The 14462-nt window shown below is 61.0% G+C and carries 14 protein-coding genes; 2 read left to right on the forward strand and 12 right to left on the reverse strand.

From position 1 onward, the window contains the following. Positions 1 to 41: 41 nt before the first annotated feature. From LOY50_RS20020 to LOY50_RS20055, 8 genes are all read right to left on the reverse strand, one after another. The gene (locus LOY50_RS20020) at positions 42 to 296 is read right to left on the reverse strand and encodes a YkgJ family cysteine cluster protein (RefSeq protein ID WP_003204182.1); all 255 of its coding nucleotides are present in this window, start codon (positions 294 to 296) and stop codon (positions 42 to 44) included. Between the two features lie 147 nt (positions 297 to 443). After that, complete coding sequence (locus LOY50_RS20025) at positions 444 to 920, reverse strand: translation initiation factor 2 (protein WP_258688996.1); 477 nt, start codon at positions 918 to 920, stop codon at positions 444 to 446. An 85-nt stretch (positions 921 to 1005) separates the two neighbouring features. Then, complete coding sequence (locus tag LOY50_RS20030; protein ID WP_018613628.1) at positions 1006 to 2448, reverse strand: PLP-dependent aminotransferase family protein; 1443 nt, start codon at positions 2446 to 2448, stop codon at positions 1006 to 1008. A gap of 200 nt (positions 2449 to 2648) precedes the next feature. Next, complete coding sequence (locus tag LOY50_RS20035; protein WP_253476792.1) at positions 2649 to 3458, reverse strand: OmpA family protein; 810 nt, start codon at positions 3456 to 3458, stop codon at positions 2649 to 2651. Then, on the reverse strand, positions 3455 to 3814 hold the full coding sequence (locus tag LOY50_RS20040; protein ID WP_253476794.1) for a DUF4398 domain-containing protein: 360 nt from the start codon (positions 3812 to 3814) through the stop codon (positions 3455 to 3457). The genes LOY50_RS20035 and LOY50_RS20040 overlap by 4 nt, the downstream gene beginning before the upstream one ends. Before the next feature lie 9 nt (positions 3815 to 3823). After that, positions 3824 to 4648: an ABC transporter substrate-binding protein gene (locus LOY50_RS20045; RefSeq protein WP_258688997.1), complete on the reverse strand. Its 825-nt coding sequence runs from the start codon at positions 4646 to 4648 to the stop codon at positions 3824 to 3826. Between the two features lie 75 nt (positions 4649 to 4723). Further along, positions 4724 to 5653: an electron transfer flavoprotein subunit alpha/FixB family protein gene (locus LOY50_RS20050; protein ID WP_214509736.1), complete on the reverse strand. Its 930-nt coding sequence runs from the start codon at positions 5651 to 5653 to the stop codon at positions 4724 to 4726. Positions 5654 to 5655: 2 nt separating this feature from the next. Further along, positions 5656 to 6405, reverse strand: coding sequence for an electron transfer flavoprotein subunit beta/FixA family protein (locus tag LOY50_RS20055; protein ID WP_014339477.1), 750 nt, complete (start codon positions 6403 to 6405; stop codon positions 5656 to 5658). A gap of 546 nt (positions 6406 to 6951) precedes the next feature. Here LOY50_RS20055 and LOY50_RS20060 point away from each other — a divergent pair. After that, the gene (locus LOY50_RS20060) at positions 6952 to 8616 is read left to right on the forward strand and encodes an electron transfer flavoprotein-ubiquinone oxidoreductase (protein ID WP_258688998.1); all 1665 of its coding nucleotides are present in this window, start codon (positions 6952 to 6954) and stop codon (positions 8614 to 8616) included. A gap of 170 nt (positions 8617 to 8786) precedes the next feature. On the opposite strand, the gene LOY50_RS20065 is transcribed toward LOY50_RS20060, so the two are convergent. After that, on the reverse strand, positions 8787 to 9677 hold the full coding sequence (locus LOY50_RS20065) for an AraC family transcriptional regulator (RefSeq protein ID WP_258688999.1): 891 nt from the start codon (positions 9675 to 9677) through the stop codon (positions 8787 to 8789). Between the two features lie 180 nt (positions 9678 to 9857). On the opposite strand from LOY50_RS20065, the gene LOY50_RS20070 reads away from it, so the two are divergent. Continuing rightward, positions 9858 to 10910, forward strand: a complete 1053-nt coding sequence (locus LOY50_RS20070) for an NAD(P)-dependent alcohol dehydrogenase (protein WP_253476800.1) — start codon at positions 9858 to 9860, stop codon at positions 10908 to 10910. A gap of 6 nt (positions 10911 to 10916) precedes the next feature. Here the strand turns inward: LOY50_RS20070 and LOY50_RS20075 are convergent, their stop codons facing one another. The 3 genes from LOY50_RS20075 to dgoD all read right to left on the reverse strand — a co-directional run bounded on the left by LOY50_RS20075 (position 10917) and on the right by dgoD (position 14416). Then, entirely contained in the window at positions 10917 to 11720 is an 804-nt protein-coding gene (locus LOY50_RS20075) for an IclR family transcriptional regulator (protein ID WP_253476802.1), read from the reverse strand. Between the two features lie 59 nt (positions 11721 to 11779). Next, positions 11780 to 13090, reverse strand: coding sequence for an MFS transporter (locus LOY50_RS20080; RefSeq protein ID WP_258689002.1), 1311 nt, complete (start codon positions 13088 to 13090; stop codon positions 11780 to 11782). Between the two features lie 177 nt (positions 13091 to 13267). Then, positions 13268 to 14416: a galactonate dehydratase gene (dgoD, locus tag LOY50_RS20085; RefSeq protein ID WP_018613609.1), complete on the reverse strand. Its 1149-nt coding sequence runs from the start codon at positions 14414 to 14416 to the stop codon at positions 13268 to 13270. Between the last annotated feature and the right edge of the window lie 46 nt (positions 14417 to 14462).

Genomic DNA, 14462 nt, shown 5'->3' on the forward strand with positions numbered 1-14462 from the left:
ATTGTCCAAGTTCGTTCAGTTAGGATCCGTTCATTAATTCATTACGCTGCCGTGATTTGCTCCCACCAACCGATCAGCCGGATGGCCTCTTCACTGCTGCTGCCGCAAACCTCGATGTCGGCTTCGAACGCCGAGCACACCGCCGGACGCTCCGGCTGGCCGAAGATCCGGCACAGGTTATCGACCGACAATTGCGCGCAACGTTCTCCCGCCGGCTTGCCTTGGGGCATGCCAGGGATAGGTGAGCTGATGGAAGGGGCGATGCAACAGGCGCCACAGCCTTCACGGCATTTCATGACGACAACATCCTCACGACAGGTAATGGTTAGTAACAGAACACAGAGTAACGGCTAAAACACTCGTTTTAAATTACCGTCTGCGTGTTTTTTTGACCACGGCGGGATGACCGAATGGTCAGCGACGAACTGCAGGCCTGCCGAAGGTTATTGCTTGAATTCGAAATCCAGCGCCGCGCCTTCCACCTCATTACGCTCCTGGTTGCGCAGTGGCAGCTGCATTTCATTGCTCAACAAACGGCCATTGAGCTGAAACGGCCCAGGTTTCTCGCCGAACATCGACGGCAAGAGGGGTTCACGCTTGAACTGCATCACCTTACCCGGCGGTTGCAGTTTATCGACCATTTCATGGGGCAAGCTCAAATCCAGCTTGGCCGGCGGCAATGGGGTCTTGGCGACCTCGTGGGCGGATTTGCTCTTGGAGGCGATGGGCGCGCGTTTTTTCTTCGCGGGTGCCACCTTCTTGGCGGAAGGCTTCTTGGTCGCTGTGGTTTTTTTCGGCGCATCCTTCGTGGCACTGGCAGCCGGTTTTTCCTGCGCTGGCGCTGCCGCGACGACGCCTCCCATGTGGAAGACGCTCAACAGGCCGATCAAAATCCAGGCAGCAGGAACAATGGCTTTCATAGATACAACGGCATTGACGGCAGAGACCCCCATGCTCGCCTGATAATGAGGCGCTGACAAGCACATCGAGCTAAGCCACTGACGTCTAAAGAAATCCGTTGGCCGTCTCTTGGCACAATTGAGTGGCCAACATCCCGAGCGTCATCAGGGCTCGCTCCGCCTCACGGTTCCAGGGCGTACCGCAGTTCAAGCGAATGCAGTGGTTGAACTGCTCGGTGTTACTGAAAATCAGCCCTGGCGCGATGCTGATGCCTTGTTGCAACGCCCGCACATGCAACTCCTGGGTATTGACCCGCCCCGGCAGGCTGACCCACAGGATGAAGCCTCCAGTGGGACGGCTCATCTGCGTGCCTTCGGGGAAGTACTGCTGCACCGCCAGCTGAAAGGCGCTGAGGTTCTTGCGGTACTCCTGCCGGATATAGCGCAAGTGCCGGTCATAGCCGCCGTTTTCCAGGTACGCGGCAATGCCCATCTGCGTGACGCTGCACGCCGAATGCGTACTGAAGGTCTGGAGCCGCTGGATTTCCTGCTGGAATTTCCCCGCGATCATCCAGCCGATGCGCACACCCGGCGACAACGTCTTGGAAAAACTCGAGCAGTAGATGACCCGATCCAGTCGGTCGTAGGCCTTGAGGGCCTTGGTGCGCCCCTGCTCGAACATCAACTCGCCATAGATATCGTCCTCGACGATCTGGATGTCGAAGTCCGACGCCAGGCGCAGCAGTTGCTTTTGCCGCTCTTCCGGCATGGTGCCGCCAAGAGGATTGCTCAGGCGCGTGGTCAACACCAGCGCCTTGATCGACCATTGGTTGGCCGCCAACTGCAAGGCCTCCAGGCTCATGCCGGTGACCGGGTCGCTGGGGATCTCGATGACCTTGAGGCCCAACAGATCCGCCAGTTGCAGCAAGCCGTAATAGGTCGGCGACTCGGCGGCGATCAAGTCCCCCGGCCGCGTCAGCACCCGCAAGGACATCTGCAAGGCATCGACGCAACCGTGGGTGATCACCACCTCGGAAGGGTCCACCACGACGCCGGCATCGCGCATGCGAATCGCCACTTGGCGGCGCAATGGCTCGAAACCCGGGCTGAACATGTAGCTGAACGCCCGCGGGCTGTGGAAGCGTGTGACCTTGGCCAATTGCTGATGCAGGGCCCGGACCGGCAGATAGTCGACGCTCGGCACCGCCGCTCCCAGGGGAAACACCCCTTCGCGGCGCGACTCGACCAATACTTGCTGGATGATGCTGCTGCGCGTCACCAGCCCCGGACGCTCGACCCGGGCAATATCCGGCGTCGGTGCCGTCAGGGCCGGCGTCTGGTGCACGTAGTAGCCCGACTGCGGCCGCGCGCGGATCAGCCCCTGATCTTCAAGGTTGGCGTAGGCCTGCAGCACCGTGGCATGGCTGACGTTGAGCTGCGAGCTCATCTTGCGCACCGAAGGCACGCGTTCACCGGGCTGATACACACCGCGCCGGATATCTTCAGCCAGCTGTTGAGCAATACGTTGATAGAGCAGAAGGTTGGTCATGACGCAGCACTCGATTTCACGGGCATTTTATTCTTGTCGGAAACGATACCGGAACAGTTTAGAAGTGTACTGGGACAGTTGCCAGATTACTCGACAGTACAGTGGAGTGACAGCTCTAACTGTACTCATCGTGCATCGATTGCAGGGCCAAAAAAACCCGGCGCCTTTTGCAGGGGCCGGGTTTTCCAGTGACGCAGCCCTCAGCGGGCGGCGCCGAGCTGGCCTTTTTCGTCGGAGAACACAATTTCAACGCGACGGTTCTGTGCCCGGCCGCGCTCGGAAGCGTTGACGTCCACCGGGTATTCATCGCCGTAGCCTTCGACCTGGATACGCTTTTCGTCTATCCCCAGGTCCACCAGCACATCCGCGACCGCTTGGGCGCGGTCGCGAGACAGCTTGAGGTTTTCCTGCTTGCCACCGGTGCTATCGGTGTACCCCTCGATACGGACCACGCGCTTGGGGTTGAGCTGCAGGAACTGCACGATTTTGAGCACGACCCGGTTGGCCGAGTTCTTCAGTTCCGCTTCGCCGGTATCGAACAGCACGTCACCCAGGGTCATCACCAGGCCGCGATCGGTTTGCGTGGTCGCCATCGCCATGATCTGTTCTTCAAGCCATTTGCCCTGCTGCTGCACGCTCAGCAACTTGGATTCACGCAGGGCCAATTGCAGGCGCTGGCGTTCCAGTTCGAGCTTAGCGGCACGCTCTTCGTTGACCACCTGGTTGCTGTGCTCCCGGGCGATCGCACTGTAGCGCTGGCTGAGGTAGGCGTAATGCTGCACATCTTCGCCGCTGCCCCAGTAGCTGGACAAACGATCAGCGCGGGCCAGGGATTCGCCAGCGCGGATCACGTCCCGGGGCGCGGCACGCAATACGTTCGCGTCTTCCTTGACCTTCTGGAAGTCGGTGCTGGCCTGCTCAAGCGCCGCTTCGCTACGCTGGCCGGCGCAGCCATACAAGCTGGCCACGCCGACGAGGACCAGGCTGCCCAATACGTGGGAGTGCTTCATTGGGCATCCTCCCGCAATTGTTTGTGCAAGCGCTTGATGCGGGTGTCGAGCACGTTCAGTTGCTCCTGGCTCTTGAGGGTCAGCACCTTCGCTTCGGCCAGGCGGGCGTCGAGTTCGGCCTGTTCGGCCCGCATGCGCGCCTTCTTGTAGGATTCGTCGGCCATGTTGGATTTGGCGCGGGCGAACTTTTCTTCTGCCAGTTTCAATTCGGGCACTTCGTCGGCAGTAGCGCCAACGGCCCGGGCTTGCTCCAGTGCCTGTTCGGTCAGGCGGATCTGTTCATTCGGCGCCGGATCGGCTGCGCAGCCCGCCAGAGCCAGAACGGCCAGGGCAGCGAAAAGAGGTCGAATAGTCACTAATGTTCCCTACTGTTTTGGGGCACTGACAGATGGCTGCAACTGTGTATTCCAACGTTCGAGATTGCGTTGCAACACAGCCTCCGCCAGGCCGGACGCGGCCAATTCTGTCATCTTTTGCGCCAGCTGTCCGCGTAACCATGGGTCATTGCAGGCGGAGTTATGGGAAATCGCGAGGAACAGCCCGGGTTTGTCCACCGGTTGCGGTGCGGCTTGCAGGTCGTTGGCCATCCCCAGTGTCTGCGCCATTGCCAGGCCCGAGTAGCGCCCCGCCAGGACATATTCCACCTCGCCCAGCAGCAGTTTCTGAAAGGCCTGGGTCAGGTTGGGCGTGCGCACCAGGGACAATTGCTGCTCGGCAAAGACGCCGAATCCCTGGGTCATGCGGGCCTTTTCCGACAAGGCCCCGGGATGACCGTGAAGGTCTACGGGCTGGTTGATGACCAGCGTCGAGTCCTTGCGGGTCCAGACCAGGTAATCGTTTTCGAGCAAGGGCGGATGAACGTAATCCAGCACTTCAAGCCCGGTAACGGTCAGTGGCGCGTCGGTGAGCAGGTCCATGCGTCCGCTGCGCACTTCGTCCAACGCCTGGGCGCGCTTGCCGGCATACAGCAGTTCGATCTTGATCCCCAGTTCTTGCGCGACGTGCGCCAACAGGTCGGCACCGGCGCCAATCAAGTGCTTGGGGTCCTGAGGGTCCTGCCAGAGATAGGGCGGTGCATCCGGGCTGCCGGTGGCGATCAGTCGTTCACATTTGCCGGCGGCAACAGACAGGCCTGGCACGAACGCCAACGTCCACAACAACGACCAGCCAGCCAAACGACGCAGATCCATGGCAATACGCTCCTCTGAGGCAGAAATAAAAAGCCCGGCCAAAGGGCCGGGCTCTTTATAAGTGAAGACGCCGGATTAGACCAGCTTCTCCAGCTCAGGGATGGCTTCGAACAAGTCCGCCACCAGGCCGTAGTCGGCCACTTGGAAGATCGGTGCTTCTTCGTCCTTGTTGATCGCAACGATCACCTTGGAGTCTTTCATGCCGGCCAGGTGCTGGATCGCGCCGGAGATACCGACGGCGATGTACAGCTGTGGCGCAACGATCTTGCCGGTCTGGCCGACCTGCATGTCGTTGGGTACGAAACCGGCGTCGACCGCGGCGCGGGAAGCACCGACGGCAGCGCCTAGCTTGTCGGCCAGGGCGTACAGGTGCTTGAAGTTGTCACCGTTCTGCATGCCACGCCCGCCCGAAACGACGATCTTGGCGGCGGTCAGTTCAGGACGATCGGACTTGGCCAGTTCTTCGCCGACGAAGCTGGAAATGCCGGCGTCGTGGGCAGCGCCTACCGCTTCAACGGCAGCCGAGCCACCTTCGGCGGCAACCGGGTCGAAACCGGTGGCGCGGACGGTGATGACCTTGACCGCAGCGTTCGATTGCACGGTGGCAATGGCGTTGCCGGCGTAGATCGGACGCTTGAAGGTGTCGGCGCTTTCTACCGAGATGATTTCGGAGATCTGGTCGACGTCCAGTGCAGCGGCCACGCGCGGCAGGATGTTTTTGCCGTTGGAGGTGGCGGCAGCCAGGATGTGGCTGTAGCCCTTGCCAAGCTCGGCAACCAGTGGCGCAACGTTTTCCGGCAGCTGGTGAGCGTAGGCAGCGTTGTCAGCCGACAGCACTTTAGCCACGCCAGCGATTTTCGCAGCGGCTTCAGCCACGGCGCCAGCGCCTTGGCCAGCGACCAGCACGTGAATATCGCCACCGATTTTAGCGGCAGCCGCAACAGTGTTCAGCGTGGCCGGAGCCAGCGCCTTGTTATCGTGTTCGGCGATTACGAGGATAGTCATGATCAGATCACCTTCGCTTCGTTTTTCAGTTTCTCGACCAGTTCAGCCACCGACTTGACCTTGATGCCCGCGCTGCGTGCAGCCGGCGCTTCGACCTTGAGGGTCTTGTTGGTGGAGGCGGTGGAAACGCCCAAAGCGTCAGGCGTCAGCACTTCAAGCGGCTTCTTCTTGGCTTTCATGATGTTTGGCAGCGACGCATAGCGCGGCTCGTTCAAACGCAGGTCGGTAGTGACGATCGCTGGCAGTTTCAGGGAAACGGTCTGCGCGCCGCCGTCGATCTCGCGAGTCACGGCAACGCTGTCGCCGGACACTTCGACTTTGGACGCGAAGGTGCCCTGACCGTAGCCGCTCAAAGCAGCGAGCATCTGGCCGGTCTGGTTGTTGTCGCTGTCGATGGCTTGTTTGCCGAGGATCACCAGCGATGGCTGTTCCTTGTCGACAACAGCCTTGAGCAGCTTGGCCACGGCCAGCGAGGTCAGGTCTTCGGCGGATTCGACGAGGATGGCGCGATCGGCACCCAGTGCCAGCGCGGTGCGCAGTTGCTCCTGGGCGGTGGTCGGGCCGATGGAGACGACGACGATCTCAGTCGCCACGCCTTTTTCCTTCAGGCGTACGGCTTCTTCTACGGCGATTTCGCAGAAAGGGTTCATCGACATCTTGACGTTGGCGAGGTCGACGCCGGAGTTGTCCGCCTTGACGCGAACCTTGACGTTATAGTCGACCACTCGTTTGACAGCTACAAGAACCTTCATGGATTCCTCGTTACTCTCCGGTGAAAAAAAGTCGCCTAGGCGAACCTGGCGGTTGATGCTCATGGGCGCAAGGGCACCTCTAAAAACGCCGGCATGAACCACACATGACCCAGCTCACGGGAGTGAAGACCATTCGTCAGTGATGACTGATGAGTCATTCATTATCGCGGCGTGTAAACTGCGCGTCGGAACCACGCAATGCGTCACTTTGTGCTGCCTTCGCCCTGTTTTTAGAGGTGCTCTTGAAACCAACAGTCAGCCTACGGCGAGCGCAAAACCGCCCGTATCTTGACCGGAACGCCTATTCCGGTCAATACGGCAAAATGGTCAGTCATAAGCCGTACGTCTGTGATTTATCTGGGCTGCGGCAATTTCAAACAAACGTTTGTATTGGACCCTGAGAGTGGTGTAGATATAATGCGCCGCTTAAGAGAGACACGCGTTTCATCCATTGTCGCTTTCGTCGCTTTTCGCGAAGGAAACAACGGATGCAACGCCAAACCTCCAATTAGAAAAAACTGTGAGCCTTGAGTAGGAGATAGCCCTGTGGAACGCGAATACATGGAATTCGACGTGGTCATCGTCGGTGCCGGCCCCGCTGGCCTGTCTGCCGCTTGCCGACTGAAACAGAAGGCCGCCGAAGCCGGTAAGGAAATCAGCGTCTGCGTGGTCGAAAAAGGCTCCGAGGTCGGTGCGCACATCCTCTCCGGTGCGGTGTTCGAGCCCCGCGCCCTGAACGAACTGTTCCCGGACTGGAAAGAACTCGGCGCCCCGTTGAACACGCCCGTCGTGCGCGATGACATTTATGTCCTGAGAAACGCCGAGGCCGCGAGCAAAATCCCTGACTTCTTTGTGCCCAAGACCATGCACAACGAAGGCAACTATATTATTTCCCTGGGCAACCTGTGCCGCTGGCTGGCCCAGCAGGCCGAGAACCTGGGCGTGGAAATCTACCCGGGCTTCGCCGCCCAGGAAGCGCTGTTCGACGAGAACGGCGTGGTTCGCGGGATCATCACCGGCGACCTGGGTGTCGACCGCGAAGGCAATCCGAAGGAAGGCCTCTACACCCCAGGCATGGAACTGCGTGGCAAGTACACGCTGTTCGCCGAAGGCTGCCGTGGCCACATCGGCAAGCAACTGATCAAGCGCTTCAACCTGGACAGCGAGGCTGACGCCCAGCACTACGGCATCGGCCTGAAGGAAATCTGGGAAATCGACCCGGCCAAGCATCAACCCGGCCTGGTGGTGCACACCGCCGGCTGGCCGCTGGACATCATGGGCACCGAAAACACCGGCGGCTCCTTCCTCTATCACCTGGAAAACAACCAGGTGGTGGTCGGCCTGATCGTCGACCTGTCCTACAGCAACACGTTCCTGTCGCCGTTCGATGAGTTCCAGCGCCTCAAGCATCACCCGGTGCTCAAGCAGTACCTGGAAGGCGGCAAGCGTGTCAGCTATGGCGCCCGTGCATTGGCCAAGGGTGGTATCAATTCGCTGCCAAAAATGGTCTTCAAGGGTGGCGCATTGATCGGCTGCGATCTGGGCACCATGAACGTGGCCAAGATCAAGGGTAGCCACACCGCGATGAAATCCGGCATGCTCGCCGCCGAATCGGTGGCTGAAGCGTTGCTGTCCGGCGGCGAAGGCGGTGATGAACTGACCAACTACGTCGACAGCTTCAAGAGCAGCTGGCTGTATGAAGAGCTGTTCGCCAGCCGCAACTTCGGCCCGGCAATCCACAAATACGGCGCCATCATCGGCGGCGGTTTCAACTGGATCGACCAGAACATCTTCGGCGGCAAAATACCGCTCACCCTGCACGACACCAAGCCGGACTACGCCTGCCTCAAGCTGGCAGCCGATTGCAAGAAAATCGACTACCCGAAACCGGACGGCAAGATCAGTTTCGACAAACTCAGCTCGGTGTTCATCTCCGGTACCAACCATGAAGAAGAACAGCCTTGCCACCTGAAGCTGACCGACCCGAGCATCCCGATCAGCAAGAACCTGCCGCTGTACGACGAACCGGCCCAGCGCTACTGCCCGGCCGGCGTGTACGAAGTGGTGACCAAGGAAGACGGCGAGAAGCGCTTCCAGATCAACGCCCAGAACTGCGTGCACTGCAAGACCTGTGACATCAAGGACCCTTCGCAGAACATCACTTGGGTGTCGCCGGAAGGCGCTGGCGGACCGACTTACCCGAACATGTAAGCCGTTGCGCTGAACATCAAGGCTCCCGTAATGGGGGCCTTTTTGTTGCCTCCGATTCAAGCAACACAACAGTCCAAATGTGGGAGCGAGCTTGCTCGCGATAGGGATTTTTCATTCAACACAGATGTCGACCGACACACCGCGATCGCGAGCAAGGGATTTTCAAAGACTCAGGCGGCGCGCTCTTCCCCAGGGTTGCGGTCGAAGTAGCGCTTGTACTCCCGACTGAACTGCGACGAGCTCTGATACCCCACCTGGTGCGCGACCTGGGCCACGCCCATGCCCTCGGTGATCAACAGCCGCTGGGCCTTGAGCAGGCGCAAACGCTTGAGGTACTGCACTGGCGACAGCAAGGTGCTGCGCTTGAAATGCTCATGGAAGGTCGAGGCGCTCATGTTCGCGCAACTGGCCAAGGTCTCGACGTTCAGCGGCTCAGTGAAGTGCGCATGCAAATGGCTCAGGGCCGCGGCAATCCGGGCGAATTGACCTTGCTGCTCCACCAGCGCCCGCAACACATCGGCCTGGGGCCCGCGCAACGCGACGAACAGCAACTCCCGCAGCCGCGCCTGGCCCATGACCTGGCACTCCAGTGGGTCGTGCAAGCAACGCAACAAGCGTTCGACGCACCCACGCATGGCGTCATCGAGCACGGCGCAGGTCATCGATTCCAGCGTCTGCGGCGCCAGGCTCCGCCCCGGCACCAGCCCCATGGCCAGTACCAACTCCCCAAGCAGCGCCCGATCGATCGCAACGGAAACCCCAAGCAGCGGAGCATTGGGCATGGCGTAGGTTTCGCATTCGAAGGGCACCGGCAAGGCCTGGATCAGATAGTGCCCAGCGCCATATTCCAGTGTCCGCGGCCCCAGGTACGCCAATTTGCTGCCTTGGGCGATGATCACCAGGCTCGGCTCATAGAGCTGCGGGCCACGGGCGACGTCCTGGCTGGCCCGCAGCGCATGTACGCCGGGCAGTGGCGTCGGGACGAAGCCGTCACGGGTCGCCAGGGGTTCTATCAGTGAAACCAGCGTGGCGTTGGCATCAAGATGACGGGTCAACAACATGGGCAAAAACTTCACGAAAAATGGGATGAAACCATCATCGCAGGTCTGGCGTCACATAGGATCAGATCCTGGCCAAGACCGGAGGATTAGGCATGACACGCGGAGGAATCGCCATCGCCGCCGGCCGCCAGGACTCCCAGAATGGAACCCCTCACCGTTCACTGCTTAGCGAGGTCCATCATGTACACAGCCATCGGATATGCCGCCCAGTCGGCCACCACTCCCCTCGCCCCCATGAAGTTCGAGCGTCGCAGCCCGCGAGCCGACGATGTGGCGATCGACATTCTCTACTGCGGCGTCTGCCATTCCGACATCCACCAGGCCCGCAATGAATGGGGCATCGCCGTTTACCCGCTGATGCCCGGCCATGAAATCATCGGCAAAGTCACCGCCGTCGGTGCGAATGTCACCCGCTATAAAGCAGGCGATTTGGTCGGCGTGGGCTGCATGGTCGACTCTTGCCGCGAGTGCGAAGCTTGCCGCGCTGACCTGGAGCAATACTGCCTGGAAGGCATGACCCAGACCTACGCCAGCCCGGACCGCGTGAGTGGCGGCCACACCATGGGCGGTTACTCCAACAGCATCGTGGTCAGCGAACACTTCGTACTGCGCATTCCGGCAGCACTCGACCCGGCCAGCGCCGCACCACTTCTCTGCGCTGGCATCACCACCTACTCGCCCCTCAAGCACTATGGCGTGAAGGCTGGCGACAAGGTTGGCGTGCTGGGCATGGGCGGCCTGGGCCACATGGGCATCAAGTTCGCCAAGGCCATGGGCGCGGAAGTCACGTTGTTCACCCGCTCGGCGAGCAAGGCCGAAGAAGCCCGTCGCCAGGGTGCAGACCATGTGATCGTGTCCACCGACGCCGCACAGATGGCCGCCGCAGCCGGACGATTCCACTTCCTGCTGGACACCATTCCGGTGCAGCACGACCTCAATCCCTACCTTGACACGCTGCGTTTCGACGGCGTGCACATCATCGTGGGCCTGGTCGAGCCGATCGATCCGCCGGTACACGCGGCAAAACTGATCATGGGTCGCCGCGTCCTCGCCGGCTCGCTGATCGGCGGTGTCGCAGAAACCCAAGAGGTGCTGGATTTCTGCGCCGAACACAACATCAGCTGCGACATTGAAATGCTCGACATCCGCCAGATCAACGAGGCCTACAGCCGCATGATCGCCGGGGATGTGAAATACCGCTTTGTCATCGACATGGCCACGCTCAAGGCCTGACGCTCGTCAAGCCTTGGCGCCCAGTTCCGCCGACAGCCGGGCTGTGACCCCTTTGACCAGGGGAATCAGCTCGGCCATCTTTTCCAGCGGCATGTACGGCACGGTGCTGGCGATGCTGATACCGGCAACAATGCGCTTGCCGGCGTCACGGATCGGCGCCGCCACACAGCGAATCGACGGTTCGTTGTCTTCCAGGTCGAAGGCATAGCCCCCCGCCACGTACTCCACCATCCGTTGCTGGAACTGTTCCCAGGATTGTTCCTGATGCTGGGGCCAGAACTGATTCTTCCCACCCGCTGGCAGGCTGATTTCATACAGCCGCTTCCATTGTTCCTGCGAGTCATCGAGCATCAGCGCCTTGCCGATCCCGGTGCGCGCCAACGGCATGCGATGGCCTACGCGCGAGCGCATTTCCGGACCGTTGCGCCCTGGATTTTTCAGCAGGTACAAGACTTCGTCGCCCTCGCGAATCGCCAAGTGCACGGTGTCCCCGGTGAGCGCCGACAGCTCGTCCAGGTACGGCCCCGCCAGGCTCACCAGTGGCAACTCTTCCCGGGCCTGAAAGCCCAGTTCGATCAGTTTCGGCCCCAGCAGGTAGCCCACTTGCGGCACCACGCGCAGGTAACGCTCGTCCACCAGGCAACTGGCCAGGCGATGGGTGGTGCTGCGGGTGGTGCCGATCAGCCGGGCGATTTCCTTCAAGTCACGGGCGCCGCTGGCGACCGCCTGGACCACCCCCAAGCCACGCAACAATGTCTGCGTGCCTGTGGGCGCGGCGTCCTTGGTGATTTTTGGATCGTCTTGCTGCATAGCCGGCCTTCAACAGTGAGCGGGGAACGGGCGGCATTATGGTCGCCCGCCCCGTCGGACTACAACTCGATGCGCTCGACCTTCCCGACCAGCAGGATGTAGGACAGCGCGCCAGCCAGTGCCAGGACAGCGATATAGGTGATGGCCGGGGCAAACGAATCGCCGCTGGCGAGGAAGCCAATGACGATCGGCGTGGCGATGGCCGCCAGGTTGCCGATGAAGTTGAACACCCCACCGGTCAACCCGAGCAGTCGCGCCGGCGCCAGTGTGGAGACCAGCGACCAGGTGATCGACGCCAGGCCATTGCCGAAGAACGCCAAGGCCAGGAAGGCAATCACCAGCGGCGTCGACTCGACGAAGTTGGCGCCGATGATCGAGGTCGAGATCAGCAACCCGCCAATGATCGGCAGCTTGCGCGCAAACCCCACGGTGGCGCCGCGCCGAATCAGCCAGTCGGAAAAGAACCCGGAGCACAGCACGCCGACAAACGCCGCGAGGAACGGCAACGACGCCAGCAAGCCGGACTTGATGAAGTCCATGCCGCGATATTTCACCAGGTAGGTCGGGAACCACGTCAGGAAAAACCACAGCGTGGAGTTGAGGCAGAACTGCCCCAGGTAAATGCCCCACAACTTGCGTTGGGTCAGGACGATGCCCAGGTCAGTCCAACTGAATTTCGCCTTGACCTTGGCGGTATCGGCCTGGATATCCACCAGCCCGCCGCCTTCGCCGATCAATTCGATTTCGGCGGCGTTGGCGCCTTTGAAATCCCGTGGCTCGCGATACACCGCGTACCAGATCGCCGCCCAGAGAATGCCCACCGCGCCCGTGGCGACAAACACCATGTGCCAACCGAAGGCGTGTTGCAGCCAGGCCAATACCGGGGTCAGGAAGGCCAGCCCGACAAACTGCCCGGAGGTATAGAAACCGATGGCCGTGGCCCGCTCGCGCTCAGGAAACCAGGTGGTGACCACGCGGCTGTTGATCGGATAAGCCGGCGCTTCCAGGGCACCGACCGCCATGCGCAGCACGAACAGCGCGATGAAACTGGCGGCAAAACCCAGCATTACCGTGGCCACCGACCACAACAGCAGTGCCACGCTGTACAAAATGCGCGGCGGCACTCGATCTACCAGCCAACCACCGGGGATCTGCATGGCAGCGTAGGTCCAGCCGAACGCCGAGAAAATCAGCCCGACGTGGATCGGATCGATGCCCAGGTCGCTGGTCAATGCGGGGGCGGCGATCGAGAGGTTGCTGCGGTCCAGGTAATTGATCACCACGGTGATGAACAGCAGGACCATGATGAAAAAACGCTTGCGACTGGGCGTCACCAACGACGCCTGCGCGCTCAGGGTGTGCGCTTGCATGTGAGGTGCCTCTTTTTATGTTTATTGAGGAGTCGAGCACGCCCGATCGTTCCCACGCTCTGCGTGGAAACGCCTCTACGGACGCTCCGCGTTCGGCTCTTGAGGGACGCGGAGCGTCCCTGGCTGCATTCCCACGCAGAGCGTGGGAACGATCAAACCGAGAGAGTCAGGGCTCACTCACCACTCGGCAAAACTGCCATCGGCATGGCGCCAGATCGGGTTGCGCCAGCGGTGGCCGATGGCTGCGCGTTCGATGACGTATTCCTCGTTGATCTCAATGCCCAGGCCCGGACCATTGGGGATTTTCACGAAGCCCTTGTCGTAGTCGAACACCTGTGGATCCTTGATGTAATCCAGCAGGTCGTTGCTCTCGTTGTAGTGGATACCCAGGCTCTGTTCCTGGATGAACGCGTTGTAGCAGACCGCATCCAGTTGCAGGCACGCCGCCAGGGCGATCGGGCCCAGCGGGCAGTGCAATGCCAGCGCCACGTCGTAGGCCTCGGCCATGTTGGCGATCTTGCGGGTTTCGGTGATGCCGCCGGCGTGGGACGCATCCGGCTGGATGATGTCCACGTAGCCTTCGCTGAGTACGCGCTTGAAGTCCCAGCGCGAGAACAAGCGCTCGCCCAGGGCAATCGGGGTGCTGGTCAGCGGCGCCAACTCCTTGAGGGCTTCGTAGTTTTCACTGAGCACCGGCTCTTCGATGAACATCAGCTTGTAGGGGTCGAGTTCCTTCATCAACACCTTGGCCATGGGCTTGTGCACCCGCCCATGGAAGTCCACGCCAATGCCGACGTTCGGCCCCACCGCATCGCGCACCGCCGCGACGTTGGCCAGGGCCAGGTCGACTTTTTCATAGGTGTCGAGAAACTGCAGCTCTTCGGTGCCGTTCATCTTCACCGCCGTGAAGCCCCGCGCCACGGCTTCTTTCGCCGCCCGGGCGGTGTCCGCCGGCCGGTCGCCGCCGATCCACGAATACACCCGGATCTTGTCGCGCACCTGGCCGCCCAGCAGGTCGCTGACCGACACGCCCAGGGCCTTGCCCTTGATGTCCCACAGCGCCTGGTCGATACCGGCCAGGGCGCTCATGTGAATGGCCCCGCCGCGGTAGAAGCCGCCGCGATAGAGCACGGTCCAGATGTCTTCGATGTTGCGTGGGTCTTTGCCGATCAGGTAGTCGGACAATTCCTCGACAGCCGCCGCCACCGTGTGGGCCCGGCCTTCGACCACCGGCTCGCCCCAACCGGTCACGCCCTCGTCGGTCTCGACCTTGAGGAAGCACCAGCGCGGCGGAACGATAAACGTGGTCAGCTTGGTGATTTTCATCTTGTTGTCTCTCTTGTCAGATGCAGCGCACGGGGCGCTGGAAAAG

The organism is Pseudomonas sp. B21-010 (assembly GCF_024749325.1).
GTDB classification, from domain to species: Bacteria; Pseudomonadota; Gammaproteobacteria; order Pseudomonadales; family Pseudomonadaceae; genus Aquipseudomonas; species Aquipseudomonas kilonensis.

What these genes read in the sequence shown, in the direction of transcription:
- LOY50_RS20020 (WP_003204182.1), bottom strand. Translation starts at nt 296, where the DNA reads ATGAAATGCCGTGAAGGCTGTGGCGCCTGTTGCATCGCCCCTTCCATC.
- LOY50_RS20045 (WP_258688997.1), bottom strand. Translation starts at nt 4,648, where the DNA reads ATGGATCTGCGTCGTTTGGCTGGCTGGTCGTTGTTGTGGACGTTGGCG.
- dgoD (WP_018613609.1), bottom strand. Translation starts at nt 14,416, where the DNA reads ATGAAAATCACCAAGCTGACCACGTTTATCGTTCCGCCGCGCTGGTGC.
- LOY50_RS20055 (WP_014339477.1), bottom strand. Translation starts at nt 6,405, where the DNA reads ATGAAGGTTCTTGTAGCTGTCAAACGAGTGGTCGACTATAACGTCAAG.
- LOY50_RS20075 (WP_253476802.1), bottom strand. Translation starts at nt 11,720, where the DNA reads ATGCAGCAAGACGATCCAAAAATCACCAAGGACGCCGCGCCCACAGGC.
- LOY50_RS20065 (WP_258688999.1), bottom strand. Translation starts at nt 9,677, where the DNA reads ATGTTGTTGACCCGTCATCTTGATGCCAACGCCACGCTGGTTTCACTG.
- LOY50_RS20035 (WP_253476792.1), bottom strand. Translation starts at nt 3,458, where the DNA reads ATGAAGCACTCCCACGTATTGGGCAGCCTGGTCCTCGTCGGCGTGGCC.
- LOY50_RS20050 (WP_214509736.1), bottom strand. Translation starts at nt 5,653, where the DNA reads ATGACTATCCTCGTAATCGCCGAACACGATAACAAGGCGCTGGCTCCG.
- LOY50_RS20025 (WP_258688996.1), bottom strand. Translation starts at nt 920, where the DNA reads ATGAAAGCCATTGTTCCTGCTGCCTGGATTTTGATCGGCCTGTTGAGC.
- LOY50_RS20030 (WP_018613628.1), bottom strand. Translation starts at nt 2,448, where the DNA reads ATGACCAACCTTCTGCTCTATCAACGTATTGCTCAACAGCTGGCTGAA.
- LOY50_RS20080 (WP_258689002.1), bottom strand. Translation starts at nt 13,090, where the DNA reads ATGCAAGCGCACACCCTGAGCGCGCAGGCGTCGTTGGTGACGCCCAGT.
- LOY50_RS20070 (WP_253476800.1), top strand. Translation starts at nt 9,858, where the DNA reads ATGTACACAGCCATCGGATATGCCGCCCAGTCGGCCACCACTCCCCTC.